This is a genomic window from Paenibacillus thermotolerans (assembly GCF_028745515.1).
Classification (GTDB): Bacteria; Bacillota; Bacilli; order Paenibacillales; family YIM-B00363; genus Paenibacillus_AE; species Paenibacillus_AE thermotolerans.
In genome coordinates, this window is the sequence record NZ_JAQZSG010000037.1 from 19270 (window position 1) to 43179 (window position 23910).

General features: G+C 54.8%; 23 protein-coding genes. 6 read left to right on the top strand and 17 right to left on the bottom strand.

What is annotated here, in order from left to right:
* Window positions 1–52: 52 nt before the first annotated feature.
* From PT964_RS22290 to PT964_RS22310, 5 genes are all read right to left on the bottom strand, one after another.
* On the bottom strand, window positions 53–1471 hold the full coding sequence (locus PT964_RS22290) for a sulfatase family protein (RefSeq protein WP_274365566.1): 1419 nt from the start codon (window positions 1469–1471) through the stop codon (window positions 53–55).
* Window positions 1472–1820: 349 nt separating this feature from the next.
* Window positions 1821–2996, bottom strand: coding sequence for an N-acetylglucosamine-6-phosphate deacetylase (gene nagA, locus PT964_RS22295; protein WP_274365567.1), 1176 nt, complete (start codon window positions 2994–2996; stop codon window positions 1821–1823).
* A gap of 20 nt (window positions 2997–3016) precedes the next feature.
* The gene (locus PT964_RS22300; RefSeq protein ID WP_274365568.1) at window positions 3017–4156 is read right to left on the bottom strand and encodes a Gfo/Idh/MocA family protein; all 1140 of its coding nucleotides are present in this window, start codon (window positions 4154–4156) and stop codon (window positions 3017–3019) included.
* Window positions 4157–4185: 29 nt separating this feature from the next.
* A complete protein-coding gene (locus PT964_RS22305) occupies window positions 4186–5649 on the bottom strand; it encodes a sulfatase family protein (protein ID WP_274365569.1) in 1464 nt (487 codons plus the stop codon).
* A 175-nt stretch (window positions 5650–5824) separates the two neighbouring features.
* Window positions 5825–6469, bottom strand: a complete 645-nt coding sequence (locus tag PT964_RS22310; RefSeq protein WP_274365570.1) for a hypothetical protein — start codon at window positions 6467–6469, stop codon at window positions 5825–5827.
* Between the two features lie 227 nt (window positions 6470–6696).
* On the opposite strand from PT964_RS22310, the gene PT964_RS22315 reads away from it, so the two are divergent.
* Both PT964_RS22315 and PT964_RS22320 read left to right on the top strand, forming a co-directional pair.
* Entirely contained in the window at window positions 6697–8415 is a 1719-nt protein-coding gene (locus PT964_RS22315; protein ID WP_274365571.1) for an RNA polymerase sigma factor, read from the top strand.
* Window positions 8416–8476: 61 nt separating this feature from the next.
* A complete protein-coding gene (locus tag PT964_RS22320) occupies window positions 8477–9259 on the top strand; it encodes a hypothetical protein (RefSeq protein ID WP_274365572.1) in 783 nt (260 codons plus the stop codon).
* Here the strand turns inward: PT964_RS22320 and PT964_RS22325 are convergent.
* Window positions 9231–9797, bottom strand: a complete 567-nt coding sequence (locus tag PT964_RS22325; RefSeq protein WP_274365573.1) for a D-lyxose/D-mannose family sugar isomerase — start codon at window positions 9795–9797, stop codon at window positions 9231–9233. The genes PT964_RS22320 and PT964_RS22325 overlap by 29 nt on opposite strands.
* Before the next feature lie 269 nt (window positions 9798–10066).
* Window positions 10067–10555, bottom strand: a complete 489-nt coding sequence (locus PT964_RS22330; RefSeq protein WP_274365574.1) for a hypothetical protein — start codon at window positions 10553–10555, stop codon at window positions 10067–10069.
* Between the two features lie 172 nt (window positions 10556–10727).
* Here PT964_RS22330 and PT964_RS22335 point away from each other — a divergent pair, with 172 nt between their 5' ends.
* Complete coding sequence (locus PT964_RS22335) at window positions 10728–10895, top strand: hypothetical protein (RefSeq protein ID WP_274365575.1); 168 nt, start codon at window positions 10728–10730, stop codon at window positions 10893–10895.
* 36 nt (window positions 10896–10931) lie between these two features.
* Here the strand turns inward: PT964_RS22335 and PT964_RS22340 are convergent, their stop codons facing one another.
* The 8 genes from PT964_RS22340 to PT964_RS22375 form a co-directional block, all read right to left on the bottom strand.
* The gene (locus PT964_RS22340) at window positions 10932–11831 is read right to left on the bottom strand and encodes an amidoligase family protein (RefSeq protein ID WP_274365576.1); all 900 of its coding nucleotides are present in this window, start codon (window positions 11829–11831) and stop codon (window positions 10932–10934) included.
* A gap of 124 nt (window positions 11832–11955) precedes the next feature.
* Window positions 11956–12819, bottom strand: a complete 864-nt coding sequence (locus PT964_RS22345; RefSeq protein ID WP_274365577.1) for a TolB family protein — start codon at window positions 12817–12819, stop codon at window positions 11956–11958.
* 131 nt (window positions 12820–12950) lie between these two features.
* Window positions 12951–13982 carry an alpha/beta hydrolase gene (locus PT964_RS22350; protein ID WP_274365578.1) on the bottom strand — a complete coding sequence of 344 codons (1032 nt, stop codon included), beginning with the start codon at window positions 13980–13982 and terminating at the stop codon, window positions 12951–12953.
* Complete coding sequence (locus tag PT964_RS22355; RefSeq protein WP_274365579.1) at window positions 13979–14611, bottom strand: TetR/AcrR family transcriptional regulator; 633 nt, start codon at window positions 14609–14611, stop codon at window positions 13979–13981. Before PT964_RS22355 ends, PT964_RS22350 begins: the two co-directional genes overlap by 4 nt.
* 126 nt (window positions 14612–14737) lie before the next feature.
* Window positions 14738–17545, bottom strand: coding sequence for an ABC transporter permease (locus tag PT964_RS22360; RefSeq protein ID WP_274365580.1), 2808 nt, complete (start codon window positions 17543–17545; stop codon window positions 14738–14740).
* Window positions 17538–18224: an ABC transporter ATP-binding protein gene (locus PT964_RS22365; RefSeq protein ID WP_274365581.1), complete on the bottom strand. Its 687-nt coding sequence runs from the start codon at window positions 18222–18224 to the stop codon at window positions 17538–17540. Before PT964_RS22365 ends, PT964_RS22360 begins: the two co-directional genes overlap by 8 nt.
* A gap of 96 nt (window positions 18225–18320) precedes the next feature.
* Entirely contained in the window at window positions 18321–19604 is a 1284-nt protein-coding gene (locus PT964_RS22370; protein ID WP_274365582.1) for a sensor histidine kinase, read from the bottom strand.
* Entirely contained in the window at window positions 19597–20298 is a 702-nt protein-coding gene (locus PT964_RS22375; protein ID WP_274365583.1) for a response regulator transcription factor, read from the bottom strand. Before PT964_RS22375 ends, PT964_RS22370 begins: the two co-directional genes overlap by 8 nt.
* A 219-nt stretch (window positions 20299–20517) precedes the next feature.
* Here PT964_RS22375 and PT964_RS22380 point away from each other — a divergent pair, with 219 nt between their 5' ends.
* A complete protein-coding gene (locus PT964_RS22380) occupies window positions 20518–21582 on the top strand; it encodes a Gfo/Idh/MocA family protein (RefSeq protein WP_274365584.1) in 1065 nt (354 codons plus the stop codon).
* 15 nt (window positions 21583–21597) lie between these two features.
* On the top strand, window positions 21598–22365 hold the full coding sequence (locus PT964_RS22385) for a sugar phosphate isomerase/epimerase family protein (protein ID WP_274365585.1): 768 nt from the start codon (window positions 21598–21600) through the stop codon (window positions 22363–22365).
* Window positions 22366–22517: 152 nt separating this feature from the next.
* Here the strand turns inward: PT964_RS22385 and PT964_RS26620 are convergent, their stop codons facing one another.
* A complete protein-coding gene (locus PT964_RS26620) occupies window positions 22518–22787 on the bottom strand; it encodes a transposase (RefSeq protein WP_425262785.1) in 270 nt (89 codons plus the stop codon).
* The gene (locus PT964_RS22395) at window positions 22784–22951 is read right to left on the bottom strand and encodes a hypothetical protein (protein ID WP_274365586.1); all 168 of its coding nucleotides are present in this window, start codon (window positions 22949–22951) and stop codon (window positions 22784–22786) included. The genes PT964_RS26620 and PT964_RS22395 overlap by 4 nt, the downstream gene beginning before the upstream one ends.
* Before the next feature lie 135 nt (window positions 22952–23086).
* Between PT964_RS22395 and PT964_RS22400 the strand changes: the two genes are divergently transcribed.
* On the top strand, window positions 23087–23752 hold the full coding sequence (locus tag PT964_RS22400; RefSeq protein WP_274365587.1) for a GntR family transcriptional regulator: 666 nt from the start codon (window positions 23087–23089) through the stop codon (window positions 23750–23752).
* Window positions 23753–23910: the final 158 nt, after the last annotated feature.

A 23910-nucleotide genomic window follows, 5' to 3' on the forward strand; every position in this document is an offset into this window, starting at 1 on the left:
GAAACGCCTCCTTGACCGGACCAACCCGGCTCGTGGAGGTGTTCCCTTATTATTACCGGGACGTTGCGACGCAAGGTTCATCCCCGACCTCGGCCTGGAGCCGATCAAGCTCATCGGTCAAAAGCTGCACAACGCGCTCGTAGTCCGGGTCATGATACACGTTGATCATTTCGTACGGGTCCTTCTTCAGATCGAACAATTCCCACTCCGGCGGTTTCGGAATATCCTCCGTCCCCGCGCAGCCCAACGCATCCGCATAATAGTAAATGAGCTTGTATTGGTGCGTCCGAATGCCGTAGTGCGCATAAACCTTGTGTTCGGACAGATGCATCCAGTATCGGTAGTACATGGATGTCCGCCAATCGGCCGGACGCTCATCTTGTAAAATCGGACGGAAGCTATGCCCCTGCATGAACTCGGGAACGTCGATGCCCGCGTAATCCAGGAACATGGGAGCGAAATCGACGTTCAATACCATATGCTCGCTCACACTGCCGGCCTTTATCCCCTTCGGGTAACGGACGACGAAAGGCATGCGCAACGATTCCTCGTACATAAACCGCTTGTCGTACCAGCCGTGGTCGCCGAGGAAGAAGCCTTGATCCGACGTATAAATGACTATCGTATTTTCCGCTAACCCTTGGGCGTCAAGATAGTCAAGCAGACGCCCTACGTTGTCGTCCACGGATGCGATGCACCGCAAATAATCTTTTATGTACCGCTGGTATTTCCAGCTCTTAAGCGCTGCTCCCTCCAAGTGCGGCGGCGGGTCCATCTTCAAATCGTTCCGGGTCAAATCCCGATCGATTCGCATTTCGGCAGCGGCTGCCGCACTAGAGCGGTTCGCATAATTGTCGTTGAACGTCTCCGGCTCCGGAATGTCGATATCTTCATACAAATGCGCATGCTTCTCGTCGGGAATCCAAGGCCTATGCGGCGCTTTATGATGGCACATGAGGAAGAACGGCTTATCCTTATCCCGTCGCTCGATCCAATCCATCGATTTATCCGTAATAATATCGGTTGCATATCCGGTCACCTTAATCGTTTCTCCCATTTCATAGAAGGCCGGATTAAAGTAATCGCCCTGCCCCGGGAGGACGCTCCAAAAATCGAAGCCGGTCGGGTCGCTGTTTCCGCCGTGCCCGAGATGCCATTTGCCGATCATGGCCGTCTGATAGCCGTTCCCCTGAAGAAGCTTCGCCACGTTCTGCTGCCGCCCGTCCAGACGGTCCGAGAGTGTTTTCACTCCGTTCACGTGATTGTAGGTTCCCGTTAAAATAGATGCCCTGCTCGGCGTACAAATGGCGTTCGTACAAAAGCAGTTGTCCAATCGCATGCCTTCCTTCGCGATCCGGTCGATGTTCGGCGTTTCGTTAATCTTACTGCCATAGCAGCTTATGGCGTGCGCTGCATGGTCGTCGCTCATAATGAAAATAATATTAGGCCGTTCCGCTGACGAAAAATTCATCTCATGTTCCTTTCATTATTTGAATTTTTTTGCACTCCTATATTGTTCGGGAGTTAACCCGATTTCGTTTCCATTCCGAGCCTGTCGGCGACGGGCCTTTACGGTAAGCTTCACTTCCGAGCATAACATCTCCATCGCCTTATCCACTCTTATATACTCAAAAATTGAGCCTGTCGGATCGGTTAGTTTCAAAAATTTAGCTTATTGGCTTTCTTCAACTGAGCTCTGTAGGTTTAAGATCATTTTTTGAGTGTATGGAGCCATAGTTGCCGTACTTTAGGGTAGCGGAGAGCGGAATAGTATCATTTTTTGAGTCTATCGCTTCCACTAAGCTCAAAGTTTGACACGATCACACCGTCGAAGCTACGCGATACACCGCTTTCCCTCTCACATAGGTGGTCTTAAGCCGGTATTCCCGGTCGAGCAGCAAAAAGTCGGCATCCTTGCCGGGTGCGAGCGAGCCTTTGCGATCCGATAAGCCGGCTTGCCGTGCGGGCACGCCGGTAAACGCCGGAAGCACCGCCTCGGGAGGCAGGCCCGTAAACCGCAGCACGTTACGAAACGCGGCGATCATCGTCAGCGCGCTTCCCGCCAACGTTGTGCCGTCGGCGAGCTTCACTTCCCCTTGCTTCATAATGACCGACCCGTATTCCCCGTCCGGAAGGCCGGCGCAAGTGACGGCATCGGTAATCATGCAGATCGATTCCGGTCCCTTCACTTGATATAACAAACGGACGGCCGCCGGGTGAACGTGAATGCCGTCGCAGATGAGCTCGGTCGTCAGCTGCGGAAGCATGAGTCCCGCTCCGGCAACCCCCGGCTCGCGGTGATGCAGCGGACTCATGCCGTTGAAATGGTGCGTCGTGTGCGAAACGCCGTTCGCAACCGCCGCCGCCATTTCTTCGAACGTTGCATTCGTATGCCCCGCCGAAACCGTAATGCCCTGCGCCGTCAAGAACCGGACGGCCTCCAAGCCGCCCTCCAGCTCCGGCGCCATCGATACGATCCGGATCGTGCCGCGTGCGGCGCGTATGTATTCCTCAAGCTTGGCGACGCTCGGGGGCGCAATCCATTCGAGCGCTTGCGTTCCGCGGCGCTTCGGATGGATGAACGGGCCTTCGAGGTGAATGCCGCACAAATCCGCGCCGCTTACGCTCCCGACCGCCGACGAAGCCGCATCGAGCACCTTGACGATGCTGTCGTGGCTTGCCGTGGTCGTCGTCGCCAGGAAGGAGGTCGTGCCGTGCGCCGCATGGAACGCGCTCATGCCTTCCAGCTGCTCCCGCAACCCTTCCATGACGGAGAAGCCGCCGCCCCCGTGCACATGCACATCGATAAAGCCGGGCAGCAGCAAGCCTCCTTCGCAATCGACCTTGTCGGCGCCGGCCGCTTCCGTGCATTCCTTCCCTTTCGGTCCGGTCGCGGCAATTTTTCCTTCCTCCGTAATCAGCATCCAACCGCCCTCGATCGGCCCTTCGGGGGCATACAGCTTGGCGTTAAAGAAATAATTACCGTTAGCAGTCAACGCAGCCACCTCCACTTATTTTAAATCGTAAGCGGCTTTACAACGACCGGCATGCCGCCGGAGCGCATCGATTCCGCAGCGGCGCAGCCCGCCGCAACGCTCATTCGTCCTGCGACCGGATTGGCTACAGGCTCCTTGCCGTCCAAAATCATCTCCACAAAGTCGCGGCAAATGTTCGGGTCGGCGCCTCCGTGGCTTCCTTCCGCTTCCTTAATATCATAAACGCGGTCGGACAGCTCCTGCCAACGGTTGGAGCGTCTCGTTTTCATATATACTTTGCCTTCCAGCTCGTTGTTTTCGATCCGGCCTTCCGTTCCGATAATCGTATAATTCCGGTGATAATCCGGCGTAAAATGGCACTGCATATAAGAAGCTTTAATTCCGTTCTCCAGCTCCATAATCATGACGTTGTTATCCTCTACGTCGATTTCTTGCCGGAACGCGCACTGATTCAGCCGTCCGAACCGCGCCTCCGTGCAAGTATCCTTCTCGTCGCATGTCGGGCATGTGAGATCGTTCGGCTTGTCTCCCCCGTAAAAGTCGAGGCTGCCGAACGCCGCCGTCTTCTTCGTGTATTGGCCGGTCAGCCAGTGGATCATATCGATGTCGTGGGAGCCTTTTTGCAGCAGCAGGGACGTTGTGTTCTTCGAATTGCCGTGCCAGTCGTGATAGTAAAATTCGCCGCCGTAGCCGACAAAGTGCCTTACCCATACCGCTTTGATTTCCCCGATGTCCCCCGAGTCGATAATGCCCTTCATCGTGCGGAACATGTTCATGTACCGCATGTTGAACCCGACCATCAGCCGTTTGCCGGAACGCTTCCAAGCCTCCAGGATCCGGTCGCAGCCGTCCACCGTAATGGCAAGCGGCTTCTCGCAAAACACGTGCTTGCCCGCCTCCAGCGCCGCAACCGCATGCTCCTCGTGGCAGAAATCCGGCGACGTCACGGCGATCGCATCGATGTCGTCGCGGCTTAAGAGCTCCCGGTAATCGTTCGTGATGAACGCGTCTGGATTAATGTTATCGCGGAAATCGGATAAAAATTTCGGGTTGATGTCGGCGCCTGCCGAAATAACGGACCGTCCCTTCGGCTGATGCCAATACTGGGCGATTCCCCCGCGCCCCGCCACTCCGATCATGCCGATTCGAACCTGTTCCATAGCTTGCTTCTCCTCCAAAGTATGTATTGTTATTTCAGCGGCATGAACATGCCGTCTTCAAAGCTGCCGTTCCAAACCGCCCGCAGCTGGCCTGCGCCGCTGACCGGAGCGTACACTCCGTCTCTGCCGGGAACGACATAGGTGCGGAACCATTCCGCCAATCGGATGCGCATTGCCGAAACCGTTTCGCGGCATGCCGGATCGTCGATCCGATTGACGCATTCATCCGGATCGCCCTGCAGATCGTACAGCTCGTGCGGACCGTACGGATAACGGTGCACATATTTCCACTCCTTCGTCCGAATCATCCGCACGGGCCCGTATTCGTCGAATATAACGACGTCATCCCGGCTTCGGCTTCCGGCCCTGCCGGTCAGCAGCGCATAAAAGCTTTGGCCGGGCATATGATCCGGCGGCGTATGCTTTGCGTCCGCATACTCCAGCAGGGTCGGGAATACATCGTATTGGCTGAGCATATCGTCGACCACGCGGCCGGCCGGTATGACGCCGGGCTGTCTGAATATGGCCGGCACCTTGACGGACGTATCGTACATGTTCAGCGGGAACGTGCCGTTCCCTTTGCCCCATACCCCGTGGTGTCCCATATTCATTCCGTTGTCGCCCATAAATACGACAAGCGTATCGTCCTTCAAACCGAGCTTCTCCAGCCTGGCGAGAAGCTTCCCGATGCCCGCGTCCATAGCCGTAATCGACGCATAGTATCCCTTCAACAGCTCTTTGCGTGCTTCCCCTACCCCCACCGGGCAAGAAGGAGCTTGATTCGGATGCGGGGGCAGCTCGGGGGCGGATAAGAACGGACAATCCTCGTACAGCTCAAAATATTGCTCCGGATGCTCTCCTCTGTCCCACGGAGAATGAGGAGCGGTGTAATGCACGCCTAAATAAAACGGCTTCTCCTCCCGGCTCAGTTCGTCCATAAATTGCAGCGCTCGATCGGTAATCAGATCCGTCAAATATCGTTCTGCGAGCTTCACTTGGCCGTCTTCTATAATTTCCGGCCTCATGTAGGAGCACCTTCCTTGTGCGATCGTAAACCAACGGGTAAACCCCTTCTGCGGCGATGCGCTGTTTCCGAGGTGCCACTTCCCGCTCAATGCGCAGCTGTAGCCGTTCTCGGCAAGCACCTCCGTATAGGCAAGCTGATCGTGCAAATACTCGACGACTTGATCTTCGTCGGAGAAGCCGCCCCGGATTGTTTCGTCGATTGCTTTCCGATCCACGTTGCCGGAACGAAGCCAATCGTGCACGCCGTGCTGGGACGGAATTTTTCCCGTCAAGACGGATGCGCGGGCAGGGGAGCATACCGGCGAAGCGCAAAAGAAGCTGTCGAACCGCGTCCCTTCGCTTGCAAGCGCATCCAAATGGGGCGTCCGCAGCTCCTTGTTGCCCGCGCAGCCCAACGCCCATGCACCGTGATCGTCGGCCAAAATAAACACAATGTTCGGTTTTTTGAGGCTTTGTCCCGCCTTCATCTCGTCTCCCTCCGCTCTTTCCGATTTCTGAATTACCTTGACGTTCGTTTGCGCGCTATATTGAGCCTAACATGAATGCGTTCTCAGGAAAAGACTGCATTTTCCGAAACTCAACCGTTACAATTGCAAAAAAAAGCATCGGCCAATTCGGAACAGGCGGTGCTTCCCACTTAAATTATCGATTGTTGCCGGCTTGAGCGGCGCGGCTTTTCATCGGCTTCGCCTGCCGCAAAATAAAATCAATATCGGAGGCGATGTCTTGCATGCCGTTGCCTTCCGAATTTCGGTTCAGTTTCGTTTTTACGCGGTCGATCGCCTCGATCGCCTTCGGCTCCGTCACCTCGAGAATCGTAACGGTCGGGCCGAAATCGAGACTGTATCTCGAGACGCTGTCGGTTCTTTCATCCCTTCCGACGATCACCGTATTGCCGATCACGAGCGTATCCCGATCGGCAAGGAGACTCGCCAAGCCGAGTGCTCCGAGCGGTCCTCCAAGCGTCCCCATGCCGTTCCTTCCTTGTCCCGGCAAGGTACCGGTCGCATCGGTCGAACCGGTTACGCCGCTTTCGATCGAATAACCGGCAAATATTCTGTCCCGATCGCCGCGATCGCCGTCGCCTCTCGTTCTGTCGTCGTTCAAATCGAGCGTGTCCCTCGGTCTCTCCGGCTCCACGCCTCTTTTTCTTGTAGCGCCGGAGGCGCTGTTTACGCCGAAGTTTTCGACTCCGTCGTTATTCGTGTCATTCGTACCTCCGCAGCCGGCCAATAGGGTCAATGCCATGCTCACGGCACAGGTTAAAGTAAGAGCTTTTCGCTTCAAAAAAAGGGCCCCCCTTAAAGGTTCTGTCACACGCAACATTTACTTTTCCCATGCCGTTACGTTTATATCCAATCTTTAGCAATCGTCTTGCTGCGACGAGGGACAGGCTGGAAAAGAGGGCGACACCGGCTGAACGTCGAAATAATTTTGAAAATATTTTTTATAACCTTGTTAGATTTACAACCGTCCAGGTATCTACATCATTGAGCGTCCGGGAGGTGGCTTTCGTGAGATCGAACGACATAAATCACGTGCAGACCGAGTACGAAGACGATACGCTGCTTGTCGCTCGAGCCAAGGATGGCGACGGCTATGCGTTCGGCGAATTGGTGAGGAAGCATCGCGGCAAAGTTTACGGCTGGGCGAAGGCGGTCGTAGGCGACCCTCATCTTGCCGAAGACGTCGCGCAGGAAGCCGTCATGCGGTCATTCCTCCGAATCGGAACGCTGGCCGATGCCGGACGGTTTTTGCCGTGGCTTCACCGGATCGTTCGCAATCAAGCGTTCCGCAGCTTGCGCCGAAGCGGGCGGTACGGGAAGGAGCTGCCGATATCGGCTTTCGCTTCGGATGACCGGGATTCGAGCGAAGCATGGCCGGCGATGACGCCTTCGGCAATTGCGGCTTCTTCCCGTGAAGACGACCCTTGCGAGCTGTTATTGCGAAGAGAAGTGCTGTCGACCATCGCGGAAATCGTGCAGCGGCTCTCGCCAACCGAGCGCGCGGTATTCGAGGCGCATGTATTTCAAGAGCTTACCGCTCAGGAAATCGCTCGTTTTTTATCCATGAGCACCGCAAGCGTCTATATGTCTTTGTCCAGATCTCGTAAAAAGCTGCACAATGAGCGAGTACGCGAACATTTTGCCATCCAGGGCGGAAAGGAGTTTTCCATGTACGCTGCAAAACGTGCCGTATTGTCGAAACCGGCGATACTTCATTCCCGAATCGGGCTATATAACGAGTCCATCCGGAACTGCATCTATTATGCGCTTCCCTATGTGGGCAAAGGACATCTCGGTTACGATGAAGCGATGGCGCTGACGGGACATGCGTTTCAAATCAACGTTGAAGAGCAAACCGTCGACACAAGCGGTGTATTTATGTACGGCGAAACGACGATGTTTCCGAACAGCATGCTGAATTTGGGCCTGCACTCCTCGCTCATCGACAAATTCGGGTACGAGAAGATGCCGGAGGGGCCGTTGAAAGAGGAGCTGTACACGCTAACGATTGATATGATCCGAGGGTCCGTCGACCGCGGCGTTCCCGCCATCTTTTCAGGCGGCGTAAATACGCAATTCGCCTTGTACTACGGCTACGACGACGGGCGGCAGACGTTCTTCGCCGTCGATACGTTAACGGAGATGGAAATTCCGTACTCAACGTTTCGCAATCGGCATTTGTACGGGTTCGTGATCGAAGAAGAGGCGGAGATGGATGAACGGGAAAGCTTTCGCCGCATGCTCGCAATGGCCGTTATGCACGGACGCGGCAAAGAGCCGACGTTTAGCGGATACGTAAACGGTCTTGCCGCTTATGATTCGTGGATCCGCGCATTTGAACATGCGAAGGCTGATCCTGCAGGCAACGCTGCCTGTATGCGGAATGTCGGGGATATGCGGGGGTATGCGGCTTCCTTTTTGCGCAAAAAACGGATGGAGTGGGAGTCGGATGCCTCGTCGGATCAAAGGTCGATCTCCCTGCTTAGGGAGGCATCCGCCCGATACGACGAGGTGGCGGGCACATTTCGTTCTTTGAAAACGTTATTCCCTTACCCGGCCGAAGGAGATATACAACGGGATGCGGCGGTCACGGCGGCGCAACTGCTTCGACAGGCGAAAACTGCCGAAGATAAGGGGCTTCATGCATTAGAGGAATTGCTTCAATTGTTATGCGGAGAGCGACCTGCTCCGGGATTGATTAAGCCGAACCCGCTTTGGGTGTTATAGGAACAAGGAAGGAGTGAAGCAAGTGTCAGCGGCGTGTGCGATAAAATTGGATTGTATCCGGGTGAGAGCTCCTCGGCTAAAGCCCGCCATCCGTTACTACAGCGATCTATTAGGCCGGCCTGTCGAGAATGAGCTTTATGACGGGGAGCTTTACGTGTTTCATTTGGCGAACGGGCGGAAGCTGCTGCTTGACGATATTCGTCAATGCGACGTGCGCGAACCGCAGTCTCGTCCGGCGGCGATATTCGTTACCGAGCGGCTTGGAGAGCTGCATGACCGGGCGACGGATGCGGACTTCGCCTATGTTTCCGGTATAGAAGCCGGTATCAATTATCCTTATTTCGTTTGCAGGGACGAGAATCATAATGAATTTGTCGTTGCCGAACGTCCTTTCGGCTATCCGGGTGCGGCGGAAACCGGCCGCGGGGGACCGATCGAGGGCGTCGTAGCCTGCGTGACCGTTCCGGTCTCCGACGTTCGGAAGGCACATGCGCGGATGACGAAATGGATGAGCCTCGAACGGGAACGTTTACTGCCATCCCTGAATGATACGGAGAGCCCGCGCTCGCGTTTGCTCTTGCCCGACGGGAGTTATATGGAGCTTGTACCGCAGCTGGAAGGGGTGCGTCCCTCCGCTCCGATTGTCCGCCTGCAAGCCGGTGATTTGCCAGGAGCCTACCGCCATATAAAATCGATCGGCGCCCGGATGATCACCGCAGCGGAAGAAGCCGAACAAGGCCGTCCGATCTTATTTTCGGGTACTGACGGTCACGTCTTATCGGTGGAGCCGGACGGCGGATTGCATTCAACTGCGCTTAGCCCTGCTTCGGATCGTCTTCAATAATGACCGGAATTCTCACTACCGAAGGGTCGGTAAAAATGTCGAACTCATCCCTGCTCGTGCTGGAAAATTCGGAGACAATCGCCCCTTCCGGACCGCCTTGAAACCAGTGCTTTGTGCCGGGGGGAATCGTATATTGCTCGCCCGGCAGCAGTTTGATTTCGCGGAACACCGTGTAATAGGGCTCGCTGCCCGGAGGTATCACCGCTTCGATCCGCTGTGCCGGCTCTCCCTCTACGTATAAGTACACGCTGCCCCAGCGGCATCGGAACGTCTCCATCTTGCCGGGCTCGCCGCCCACCGGGGGGTGGAGATGCTCCGGGCACGTTTGCTTCGGGAACAGTACGAGCTCCTTAGCGCAATAACGGTCCGTGTTAATGTACGTGATTAGTTCCAATCCTTGCTCTTCCAAGTTGCCCAGCCCAAAGCTCGCCACCTCGATCCGTTCGCGCTCTTCGCCGGTTAGCACGATGCCGGCGCGGGCAAACAGCTCCGCCGTCCGTCTTTGCGCTTCCCGCATTTCGCTCCGTTTGATCGTCATCCTTTTTCCCCCCGTTATATTCTGCTAATTCGCCTTCTCCCAAATTCCGTACTTGCCGTTATATGTCCAGTCAGGCAGCGCAATTACAAGAATTATCATCATCATATGGTTGTTGTTCGATATTATCAATATGCGATTTGGTTGCAGCAACATGTTTCAAAAAAAATAGCATCACCCGTGTTGCTGTCGGTCCGATGTCGGTACAACCGGGCCGCTTAGTTCACGCGGTGTTGCTATTGTTCTCCATGCATCGATTTTTCGCACCGTTTTCAGTGAAACAGCCCGGTGATCCACCTTACGACATCGCCCGTAATCGGAACGAGCCCGAAGCCGTGGTTGCCGATCGCTACAATGCCGTAGGCATATTCGCCGATGCCGACGATGCCGGAGGCTTTCTTGCCGATGGCGACCGCTCCTGCCGCCCAATTGCCGATCGCAACCGCACCGGCGGAGAAGTGTCCGATCGCTACGGCTCCTGCGGAAAGCATATTCGAAATCGCGACCGCTCCCGCCGCCAGCAGCCAGCCTACGGCAACCGCTCCGAACGCGACCGGTCCGACGGCAATCGCGCCGATCGGAAGCAATCCGACGGCAATATCTCCGATTGCGATCAAGCCGAAGGCGAGCTTCGCCTTCCCTGCCCCCGTTCCCTTGGAGCGTATGCTTATCACCGGAAAGCCGGTTGCCGGCCATTGATAGTCGATGCCCTCTCCGCGCCATTTTTTAATAAAATCCGTTTCGTTCCGCCACGCGCTCATATTGACCCGCCCTTATGTATAATCGTTAGCAATCATACCATGGGGCAAAAAGACAGTCTAACGATTTTCAAACGCGCGAAATGCGCACGTTCCGCCCGGGAACGGATTGGGTATAATACGATAAGTGCGGTGAAATGCAGCATATTACGCGTATAGAAGGGGTAGTAACGCAATGAAACCTAATAATACGGACGACTTGGCCAACGAAAAAGAATTGCTGCGATTAAAAGAAAAGCTCGGCATCGATCCGACGGTTTCGCCGGATCAATTGCGAGACGCCTTAAAAGGGATGGTAAACAATAAATCGATTACCGGCTATAAGGTCAAAAAAGAGAAATAGGCCGCCGAACAAGAGGCAGCCCTTGTGAATGACTTGTTAGCCGACCTTCTCCCATCCTTCGGAGGCAGGTTTTACAATAAAGCGGATGAAGCTGCCGTCCTCCGGGTTTTCCACCGTTAGCCGTATGCCCTCGCGAACCGGCAGCACCTGGAGAATTTCCCCGTTCGGAACGTACTTGGCCGCCAGCGGCGAAAGAACAGGAATCAAAGCTTCCTCCAACCACACTCTTTCTTTATACCAGCGAGGAGCAAGGACGGGGCGCGGATACCCTTCCGCCGGCGCACCGAGCTCCGCCGCCAATGCGGAAGGGCCGCCGGAAAGCTTGCGGCCTTCTCCGACCGCGGCGACAAACCGCAAATAAAACTCAATCACGTTCAAGATTTCGGTATAGCATAACGAACCGTTCGCGAAACGAAATTCCGCAGTTCCAATATTGAACCACGCCGCGGCATTGATTCCGCACCGATGGGACTGCGGACGTCCCCGATTGAGAAGCGCTTCCTCGCTCGGATCGGCAATGAACCGTTGCCGCATCTCCGGGGTAACCCCAGGGCAATAAATCAGACGTTCTTCGGAGGTATTCATCAACGCCCGGATGGAGTCTTGATGCTCCAAAGCCGCGTCGATGAGCGGCAGCAGCATATGCTGCCTCCACGGCTGCAGTCCGACATGTACGTGGAGGCCGCAGCTCCAGTTGGCGGCCGCCCCCGTCGCTTTCAGCCTCTCCAGCATGACGCCGATTTGCTCCCGGTCTTTCCACCGGATCGGCGGCGGCTTCAGCTCGCTGCCCGACTCCTCGCCCGTTTCGTCAATCTGCTTCTCATCCAGCGCCATGACCCAGCCGGGAAGCAGCTCCACCTCTCGCGGCTTTCCGCCGACAAACTCGATTTCGAGGCCGAACGTAAGTGTTTTCCAATCGACCTTGCTAGGATACATTCGATTTTTGCCCCTCTCTATTGTTAGGTGTGAAAAGGCGGAATCACACAGAGAGCGGGCGGACCTCTGGCTTAACGGGGAACTTTTTTTCTGAGCATAGCCGATCTCTCCTTACCTTTGATCTTTAATTTAGCCGTTCATTCATCCGGTAGCTGACGAAAGCCAGCTGCTTGCTGTCCGGCGACCACGAATTGACGTTGATCGTACCTTGTCCTCCGAACAGCTCGACCAGCGTCCGGGATGCGCCGCCCGCGCTCGGCATGAGCCGGATTTCGACGTTCTTGTTTGCCGGATGATCGCCCGGTGCCACCTCGTCCTTCCGATAGGCAAGAAACGCTACGGTTTGCCCGTCCGGGGAAACATGAGGGAACCAGTTATTGCTCTCGTCGAAGGTCATCCGGGTTTGTTCGCTGCCGTCCGCATTCATGCGCCACACCTGCATCAAACCGGTGCGCATCGAGTTAAACCAAATATGCTTCCCGTCCGGAGAATATTCGGGGCCGTCGTCGAGTCCGGGCGTGTCGGTCAGCTGCGTTTCAACGCCGCCTGCCGCCGGAATCGTGTAAATGTCGTATTGGCCGTTCCGTTCCGCACAGTAGGCGAGCGTCAAGCCGTCCGGCGACCAGCCGTGCAAATAGCTCGGACCCATCGGCGTGACTAAAACCGGATTGCCGCCCGATATCGGCAGCACGTAAATTCGGGAACGCCCATCCTCCCGCGTATGATGGCTGACCGCGATCTGCGAATTGTCCGGGTCCGGGGAAAGCACGTGGTCGTTGTTGCAGCTTACGGCAAAGCCCGTGTCGATGACTGTGCTCTCGCGTGTCGCGATGTCGAAGGAATAAAGACGGCCTCCGCTGTTATAAATCAGCCGCTTGCCGTCGCGCGTCCAATTCGGCGCTTCGATCAAGCGGTCGAACACGGCCAATTCCGTCCGTTTGCCGGTAGCCGCCTCCACCGTTTCAAGAGTGCTGATGACTGCAGTCAATCGGATCCCTCTCCTCCTCCGCATAATCACATGTATGCGCTTTTGATGCTTTAACTATACAATATCTTCCGCGGACGTTTAAGTCATTTTTCAAGGGTGCACTTACAATCGAATCGAGTCAACGGAGCGCTTTACCCCGTAATCGTCTTCAAGTGACGGATGAGCCGCTGCTCGTTCTCCCGCGCATCGTCGATATGGAACGCATGCGAGGATAAATCGGACCAAAGCAGCTGCTTCCCTCTCGGCGCGTCGAGCCCTTCGAAATAACGGACGACGAGCTCCGGCATGACATGCTTTTCCTTACCACCGTGGATGAACATGACCGGCATCGGCAGCGACGGAACCTCTTTAAAGAAATCGAACGAATTGAGGTCGCTCACCATTTTCTCGGAATAGGAAAGCTTAAAGCCGCGCACCAGCGAATTGAACACGTCCGCCAGCGAGTAATCCGGAGAGCGAAGCATGATCTTAAGGCCGGAAAAGAAAGTCGCGGATTTGCCGTCGCCGGCGTTATAAAACATGGAATTGTTTTTGAACTGCCATTTGCGGATGATCGACCACTGCTTAAAGCTTTCCAAATACGGAGGCTCGCCCACGTCGCGCAGCTCCTTCAGCGCTTTCCGGTCGCCTTTCGCTTCGGCGGTTTCCAGCAGCCACTTATAGCTCAGCTTATCGTTCTCCACCCAGCTCGTAATTTGCGAGAACGCGTTATAAGACAAGTAACGGTCCGGATATTGCGAGGCGAGCGACAGGCCGATCACCGTTCCCCACGAATGAGCCGCAAGGTGTATTTGCCGCTGCCCGAATCTCTCGCGCAAATAGTCGGTTACATCAAGCCCGTCGCGGATAAATTGCTTCAAATTCATCGTTTCCTGCGGAATATCCGCGGAATACGATTTTCCCGTGCCGCGCTGGTCCCAAAACACGAGCGTAAAATGCTTCACGAGCTGCTTCGTCGTCATCACGAGCGCATAATCGGAGCCGCGCGAGGAAACGCCGGGCACCGGCATGCTCGGTCCGCCGTGGATAAACAACAATACCGGATTGCCGGGATTTTCCGATTGAATCAATATACTCTGCTTTATGCCGCCCGCCTGAATAGTCACAACCTCACTGAGACCCGGTTTCGAAATCGTAAAATCGGTACGTTTGAACATTTTCATCGCTCTACCTTCTTCTCTATCGTTTTTATTGTTTGTATGAAAAACGCAACATGCTCCTCGAGCTGCCGTTCGACCCCCGATGTGTCCCGCCCGTCGAATTGCATGATTTGATACTGGGAAATGAGTGAAAATACCGGATACTGATACTGTACGGCCAGCAAGCGGGCGGGAAACGGACGAATTCGCCCCAGCTCGATATATTTAGAAAACACAGCCTCCAAAAACAGCACATTGTTTTCGTACAAATCGTCCAAAATAATACTTCGCGCTTTCGGGTGTGCGAACTGCTCCGTGCTTACGATCCGCGATATTCGGGACATACCGGGGCTGTCACATATCATAGCTTTAAACTTTCGCAGCCCATGCAGCAGGAAAGCTTCCGGCTCCGTCACCGCCAGAATGCGGTCCAGCTGTTCGATCGGCGGAGTTACCTTCCGAATCTCGGCCCGGTACATTTCAAATATGGAGTCCAGCAGCTCGTCCTTATTTTTATAGTGATAGTATAAGGAGCTCTCCTTGATCCCGACGGCTTTCGTAATGTGTCTGATCGACACGGCACTGAAGCTGGAACGGGAAAACAAATCGATCGCGGTCTCCAATATTTTTTCTTTGGTTGGATTGTCTTTCATGAAAACTACCTCTCTTTTCCATCAATAACTGAAATTCTAACGAACGTTAGATAGAATGTCAATCCCCCAAAAAGAAAAAACCTCCGTTCCGAAGCATGTTCGGAACGAAGGCGACACTCCCCCCGCTTAATCCGCCGCTCTTACGGCAATGCCGGGTGAAACGGCAATGCTTCGGCGGGCAGGGATCACATTGACGATCATCGCGATCAGCATGAATGAAACTAAGAGCCCCAACAATATACCTGCCGGGTACTCGAAGCCGAGCTCCACATCCAGCGGTGATGCTCCGTATTGCTGTAGTTGATAGATCAGGAAACCGCCGACCGAACCGAACAACCACCCGGTCAGCAGTCCCGCCCAGCCGATCATCGAGCCCTCGACGAGAAACATCGTTACGATGTGACTCGGGTTTACTCCGATGCAGCGCAGCATTCCGAGCTGCTTCGAGCGCTCCAGCGCGGCTCTCACCTGGACGATGGCCAGACCGATGATCCCGATGATGACCGACACCGTCATGAACGAAGTGTAAATGGAGAACGTGTGCCTCAGCAGCGCGGCTCTGGCAAGCGTATCAACGCCCGGCATCCGGAATTCGCTCACTCCGTTTAACAGGAACTGCTCCTCCAACCGCTGCAAACCGTCCAAATCCGAGGTTTCCACGTCGAGCAGCACGTAACCGAGATGCTGCGTATTTTCCCATTGAAATCCGCGTTCTCTATAATCTTCATAAAATGTCGGGGAAACCATCATGAGACTATAAAATTCAATGCCGCTGCCTGCCCGAACGAACCCGAGCACCTTTACTTTGCGTTTCGCCATATCGGCCTTCTCTTCCTCCTCCGTCAACCCCAGCCTTGGCTTCGGATAAAGATTCAATTCGATCTCATCGCCGGGCTTTATCGCTTCCTCAGGCAGCAGATTATGATACCCCCAATTGCCCGGCCAATCGGATGCCGAATACATGAACGTTTCGTGCAGCACAACCGCGTCGGGATTTTCGCGCAGCGCCTCCCACACCTCTGCGTCGCTCTCAAAAGAGGATATACGGGAAACAAGCGGCACGTTCGCCGTCCGCAAGTAATTTTCATCCGGCGCTACTATGCTCATCGCAAATTTTTGCTTAAAAATGCCGGGAGCATCGACGTTCAACCGGTACGGCTCCACCGCATGCCATGCGCGAACCGACGAACGAATCCGTTCATGTTCTCCGATGAGCTGAAGCAGCTTATTCTTTTCTTTCTCGTCGGCATACGGGATATAAGCGGGATACCCGATCACATTCGCGGCTTGCGCTTCTTTCTCCATCTTCGATAACGCCATATTTCCGATTGATAAGACCATCGACATGATCAGGAAAACGAGCGCAAATAAGGAGGAGACGGAAAACACGCGCCTGCGGTGCAAGAGCGGATATCGCAAAGCCAGCAGAGCCGGAACCGCCGGTACACGCAGCATTCTCAGCGCCGCGCGAATTCCGATTTGGAGCAAGTGCATCCCTTGCGAGAATAAATACAATAAGGCGAGCGGAGCCAGCACCCAGTTCAACAGCACGAGCACGGTTTCAATCGGAACGGTGAGCGACACCTTCCCCAGCTGCTCGACCGCTTTCCCGCTGAACAACAAATAAGCGAAGCTGGTGAGAATTAATCCGGCAGCTGTCTGCATGATGACGGACTGCCAATTCAGCTTGCGATGCCGGCCGGAAAGCTCGCCGGTTTGACCGCGCAGCACGCTTACGATCGACAGCCGCGATACGCTTCGGCCCGTCATTAGGGCAACGATCCCGTTGGCGGCGAAAATACATATCGCGGAGACGAACACTTCCCGGAACGAAATATACGGTGTAATCGGCACTTCCATCGTTGCGAATTTCTGCAGCGTGTTCAGGAATATGAGGCGGAACAGCCACACCATTCCGTAACCGAGCAAGCTTCCGAGAACCGTTCCGATCAGCGCAGCGCATCCGTTCAGCACTGTCGCTTCCGCCATGAAAATTTGCCGGATATGCCGCCGCGAAAAACCGAGCGCCCGAAGCACCCCGAACCTCTCCCGCCGCTGGTCGGCCAGCATCATCAGCAGCTCGCGCATGAGGATCAGACCGGCCGCTACGGCAAACCCGCTGGCAATCAGGAATGTTGTGCCGTATCCGGTTTTCATCTCCTTAATTTTGTAGATGGCATCCCTTTTCGGCTCCATCACAACATATTTAAGATCGCTGAAATATACGGGAAAATGAGGCGTATCGAGCGAAATATCGGGACCGTCCGCATCCGATGCAAATATCGTGTTGAATTCTCCCTCCGGGACGCCTGCAAGCGACCGGGCGGCGGCTTCATCCGTAATGATCGTGCCGCCGGAACGCCCGCTTCCGCGATAGCCCGTGAGCCCTTGTTCCTCGGCGATCGCGGAAACTTTGTAAAGCTTCTTCAGGCCTTGATGATCCTCAATCCCCAGCACATCGCCTTCCCGCAGAAGCAGCATGTCGGCCACGGGCCGCGAAACGATCACGCGGTCTCCCATCGCCGCTTGCCTATAGCCGTTTGGAATGAGCGGCGATTCGGGATCGATCCCGATTACGAAAATATCCGCTGCCGCCTTCGGCGTATCGGAGCTTCCGGAATCGGTGAACACCGATGCCGTGAACGTAACGGAGGGGAACGTCTCAACGGCGCTTCCCTTCAATCGGTCTGCGAGCTCCTTGACCTGAGCGGAAGTGAACGATTGGTTTGACGCGGGCTTCAGCTCCCAGTTAATCGAGCCGTAATGGTCTCGCAGCCACCGCATGCCGCTATGGTCGAACGCGCTTAAGAACACGACGGCCGCCACCGTTAGCATGACGCCGATGGACCCGCCAAGCAAAGTAAGGACGGTCTGGCGCCGCTGTGCGGCTAAATTTCTCCATGCCATTCGCCATATGAGCGCTGCTTTAAACATGCGCCGGCCCTCCTTCGCCGACGATGCGGCCGTTATCCATCCGGAGGATTCGATGCGCCTTGGCTGCGACCGCCGGATCGTGAGTGACGACGATGACGGTCGTTCCGAGCGACTCGTTCAGCTTGCACATCAGCCCGATCACTTGCTCCGCGTTCCCGGAGTCAAGCGCGCCGGTCGGCTCGTCCGCCCAAATCACCTGCGGCTCGCCAACGATGGCGCGGGCGATCGCGGCTCTTTGGCATTGTCCGCCGGACAGCTCGGACGGAAGCGCGGAAGCTTTGTCTGCCAAACCTACCCGCTCCAATGCCGCGGACGCCTTCGCCTTCGCCTCCTTCGCTGGCACGCCTCGCGCGATCAGCGGCAGCGCCGTATTCTCCAGAACGGACAAGACATCGATCAAGTGGTACTGCTGAAACACGAAGCCCATCTTTTCCAACCGAAACTTCGAAAGCCGCTTATCCTTTAACGTGTGAAGCGGCGTCCCGTCGATCCACGTTTCGCCGCGATCGGCAGGTTCGATGCCTGCGAGCACTTGCAGCAGCGTAGTTTTTCCGCAGCCGGAAGGGCCCATGACGGCCACCATCTCTCCTCTTCCGATTTGCAGCGTAACGTCACGAAGCGCTCTAACTTCCGATGCCCCTTTCCCGTACGTTTTTCGAAGCTCTTTGGCATGAATCATCGATAACCTCTCCTTTATTCCGTCCTCATGCCAACAAGGTAGCAAAGCGATGTGCAAAAATAATGAATAACTTTTGCAGAAGCTGTGCAGATCGGTCTAATCTTTAATAGAAGGCAAGCGAACGGTAAAAGTCGATCCCTCATTCCAGCCGCTCCGAACGGCAATGTCTCCTCCGTGCGCGGATACGAACTCCTTCACGATGGCCAGGCCCAGCCCGAGCCCGCCGCTCCTGCGGTTCGACCGATAAAACCGATCGAAAATATAGGGCAGCTCTTCCCGCTCCATGCCTGCGCCGTCATCCGATACGGAGAAGCAAAGCACGGCGTCGGAATCGAATAAGCGGACGCTAACGCAGCTTCGAGCGTGCTTCATCGCGTTTCCTAGCAAATTGACGAACACTTGCTGCAGACGGACGCGGTCGGCAAACAGAAGAGGAGACACGCTTTCGTTGTACCACTCCAGACGAAGATTCCGCTCTTCGGCCTCGGGCATCATCGCTTCCATCGTAAGCCGTAGCAGATCCGCAAGGGAAAACCAGGTCTTCTCCAACCGCAGATGGCCCGATTCCGCGAGCGCCAACTGATTTAAGTCGTTAATCAGCTTCGACATGCGGAAAGCTTCGTCGTGCAGAATGCCGATTTGACCGGTTTCCAGCCCTTGGCCGCTTTCCAGCGCGTTCTCCGTCATCGTTCGGATGGTTGCTAGAGGCGTCCGCAATTCATGCGCGACGTCCGCAACCATCGTTTTTCTCACGCGTTCGAGTGTCACCAGCCGCCTCTCGATCTCGCTTAGGCCGGCCATAATTTGTCCGGGCAAATCTTTATGCATTTCCGTGCCTGCCGGCTGCCGGCTCATCCTTGCGACTTTGTCCAAGATTCGCCTAAGCTCGGCGGCCAAGCCCTTACGGACACGGTAAAGAAATAACGCAAGCGCCGTGATGCCGGCGATAAACAAAATCAGGGTCGGAATGACGGAAGAGGAAAATATGCGGACCGTAACCTTGTGATCGACGGACATATACCCGATCACTTCGCCGTTATGCAAGAGCGAAATATGACCGTTGCCGGAAAAAGCAGCCCGCTTTCCGTTTGAGCCGAATACGATATTTCCGTTCTTGTCCCATACCCGTAAGTGAGAACCGCTTCCGGTTGGGATCGGGGGAACATTTTCACGATGGGAAAGAAACGGCTCCAGGCCGCGCCAATCACCATGGAAATCATAGTAAGCCGTCAACACGGCATCCCAATAGCCGCTCAGCTGACGTTCCCGCTCCGCCCGCGATTGCCGCTCCATATCGTGAATCAGCCAAAAGGATGCAATCGTATAGATCATCAGCAGCACCGCACCGGCGGCAAAATACCGGACCCAGCCTTTACTCATGAGACGGATCTCCAAACTTATATCCGATCCCGAACACCGTCACTATGTATTTGGGGTTGTCCGACGGCTCCTCGAGCTTCTTGCGGAGATTTCGGATATGGGAGTCGATCGTTCGTTCAAATCCGGCAAAATGCTCCCCTAGTGCCGCATCCATTAACTGAGAGCGGGTAAACACTCTTCCGGGACGGCGGGCGAGCGTGCAAAGCAGCGTAAATTCGGTCGGGGTGAGAAAAATTTCCCGGTTGCCCAAATGAACGGCATGCTGCTGCAGGTCGATGCGCAGCTCGCCCCGGATGAGCGGCCGGGCTTCGCTCTCATCCGCTGCTTCCGCCGGCTTGCCTGTCCGTCGGGACACCGCCCGAATGCGCGCAACGACCTCGCGCATGCCGAACGGCTTCACGATGTAGTCGTCAGCGCCGATTTCGAGCGCCAGCACCTTGTCGAATTCATCGGTTTTGGCCGTGATCATAATGACGGGCAGCTTGTAACCGGTTTGAATTTGCCTGCATACGTCAATGCCCGACCCGTCCGGCAGCAGCCAATCAAGCAATACGATATCCGCCGCGTTCGTCTGAAGCAGCTTCAGCGTTTCGGCCGCGGACCCCGCTTCCAACACCTCGAAACCTTCCTTTCGAAGATAAGCGGCGCCTTCCTCAAGAAGCTTCTTTTCGTCTTCCACCCAGAGTACCCGCACATATTCACCTCATATCTCTCTGCAATGCGGCTCAACCTACTTCGTAATTGTCAATGATTTCAACAAACCTTACGCAATCACCTGCTACACATGTCCCTAATAAATTCCATATCAAAATAATCCATCGGAAACCCGGTTTTGTGCATTGAGAAATTCGGGACGAAACTGTAATAATGGAGGATGAACAACTATGCCCATAGACTAAGGGAGGAAATCCATTTGACCACATCAGCTGCCTATCGCGTAGCTTTTATCGGCTGCGGCAAACGGGCGCATGAGCATGCGTACGGCGTTGAGGCCGACACGAGATTGCGGGTTGTCGCGCTGTCCGACATTTCAACGGAATCCGCGGAAACATTGAAAAACGCATTCGGCTTTCCCGCAACGATATATAATGATCATCGGGACATGCTGGAGAAGGAAAAGCCCGACATCGTAGTGATCTGTCTTTGGACGCCGCTGCATTATTCGATATTCCGGGATTGTGCGGAAGCGGGCGTCAAGGGAGTGCTGTGCGAAAAGCCGATGTCGGCGACCTGGGGCGAATGCCAAGAGATGGTGCGCATCGCGGAGAGAACGGGCTGCCAACTGACTTTCTCCTTGCAGCGGCGATTTGCGAAAGGGAATCAGTCCGTGCGCCGTTACATCAAGGAAGGCAAAATCGGACAAGTCGTTCGCATGGATTTGTATTCGCCGCCTAATTTGCTCGATTGCGGCATCCATACGTTCGACCAGGCCATGAGCTTCATGGACGAAACGCCGGCAAAATCGGTGCTTGCGGCTGTCGATACGACAGAGACGTTTAACTGGTTCAACGTTCCTTCGGAGTGCGCCGCGACCGGTCGCATCGTGTTCGAGAACGGAGTGAAAGCGTTCTTCCACTCCGGAGAAGTCGATACGTGGGAACCTACTTCGGATAGGTCGAAGGTTTGGGCAGGCGTTCGCGTCGTCGGGAGCGAAGGCTTCATCGAAGTAATGTGGGACGGCCAAATTGTCGGCGGAATGAGCTACTCGGACCCGTCATGGAAGCCGGAGCTGGAGCTGTGCTCGATGACCGACCAAATGATCGGTTACGTCCGCCATGCGGTCGACTGCTTGGGAACCGGAGAAGAGCCGGAGGCGTCGTGTCAAAAAGCGCTTCGGGCTTCGGAAATTATTTTTGCGGCATATGAGTCGGTGCGCCGGAATGCCCGCGTCGAGCTGCCGATTTCCGGTTTTACGGACAGCCCGTTTATTACGATGCTTGAGAACGGCCAATTCGGCGCGCGAGCCGACAAATCATAAAGGAGCGATCTAACGATGGCAAAACCTAAACTAGGATTAATCGGAATCGTTCATGAGGATGCAAAGCAAGACTTCTGGGGCACGATGCGCCGCGTTGCCGAGATCGGCTACGAAGGAATCGAGGGTGTGCCGGCCGATTTGCTTACCGGGGACGTCAAAGCCAACGTCGCGAGATTCCATGATCTGGGGCTCCAGGTTGTGACGCACAGCATAAACAAGGAGCAGCTTCGCGATGAGAAGCTGCTCGATCAAGTGATTCGTGAAGCTCTCTCGGTCGGAACGAAGGACGTCACCTTCTGGTGGGACGTTGTCGATTCGCGGGAGCAGCTGCTGCGGGATGCGGAGCTGTACAATGCCGCCGGCGCCCGTATGGCGGCGGAGGGATTGCGGTTTTGTTACCACAATCATGCGCATGAATTCCAGAAGACGTTTAACGGCTTGTATTCGCTGGACATTTTGGCCGAGCATACCGATCCGAAATCGCTCTACTTCCGATTGGACGTTGCCTGGATTACGCTCGGCGGCGCGCAGCCGGCGCACATTCTGCGCAAGATGGCGGGCCGTGTGCCGGCCATTCATCTGAAAGACGTGTACGGTACGGACGAGATCGGCAAGTGGACGGCCGTCGGCACCGGCGTCGTCGACATTGCGGGATCCATTGAAGCGGCGGAAGAAATCGGCGTGGAATGGATGACGGTCGAGCAGGATCAGCTGCGCAACCTAACCGGTCTGGAAACCGCACTCGTCAGCTACTTGAACCTGAAAGAGAAGGGTTTACTATAAGGGTACGACCGGTACGGCGAGCTCTGCTCTGCACCAACTTTTGGTGCTAACCGCCGCTGCCCCGGCCGATCCGGCGGGCTTTGCACCAACTTTTTACGAAAATGGGTTAAGGGTGGGTTAGGCACATTTTTGGCACAAAAAGATCCATTTCCTCAAAAAAAGTCCTTAACAATTTTTAAAAGTAAAGCTGGTTGGTTATCCTGTAAATGAGTTGTGTATCCCATGGACTTGATTTTACTTATCCGGTAATCAAGTCTTTTTTCTTTTTTGGGCAAGTAATCCCAAGGGGGGGCAATTTGGCTGGTTTTGGTTTTAGAAGCAGCCCAAGCGGCTTGGCATAACACCGCCTTTAATCCTTTGTTGCCTTTGTTTGTCCTGGAACTTTTCGTTTTGCCTGCACTTTCGTTATTCCCTTCGTTCACCTCCGCTCATAGGTCGGCCGGTATGCCGGCGGCACAATTTGTCCCATCTCTTTCGTTCCGTATATTTCCATGATATAAGGTACTATTCGTTTCAACTCATCTTTAATGTTCTCCGCAACTGTTCCATCCATCGGAATAGCAAGGAGCCGCTCCGTCTTGATCATAAAATATGCTTCAGAGCTTTATCATTCATTCTCGAATTGTCAGGTTGACGTATTTTCCATACTAGCTATAAACTACCAATGTATGGATTAATAGAACAATCAAGTCAGCAAGCCGGATTTCCAAGGGGGTTCGTCATGTCGTCTTTCCGTTTTACAGAGCAGAAGGCCGTATCCTTACGCCACCGAATTGCCGACGATATTCGCCGGGCGGTATATGAGGGGAAACTGAAGCCGGGCGACCGTTTGCTGGAGCTTGAAATGTCCAAGCAAATGGGGGTAAGCCGAGGTCCGATTCGCGAAGCGTTTCGGGTATTAGAGCAGGAAGGCCTCTTGCATTCCCACCCGTTTAAAGGTACGGTTGTCGCTGAATTTACGACGGAGGAAGTCGTCAATATACTGATCCCGATTCGTCTGACGGTCGAAACGTACGCCATGCGCAAGGCGCTTACGACCTTTACCGAGGACGACTTCGTCTTTTTGGAGCAGTGCAAGGAAAATATGCGGGTCAGCGGGGAAAAGAACGATGTCCCGAAGCTGGTGGCGAACGATTTGGCGTTTCATGAATATATCGTCACACAATCCCAGGTTCCGAACTTGATGAACATTTGGTCCAGCATCATCACGCGCATCCGCCTCCACTTCTATATGCAGGATCAACATTTCGAGGATATAACGATGGTTTGGCGGCAGCATCAATCGCTAATCGACACGATGCGGACCGGCGACGTCGAACTTGCTTGTACGGAGCTTGGCCGGCACATTCACGATAATAATTTGCAGACGCTGGGCCCTTACCTTTGAATAAGAAGCGGGATATACCTTCGGGCCCGATGCAGCTATGTTCTTATATTTAGCGAGTCGCTCTAACGGACAGGCGTGCAGTTATTCGACGTTTTAAATCGAGTTTGCAATTGTAAACATTCCTGTAAGGACTAAGATTTCGTCTTGGACAAAAAAAG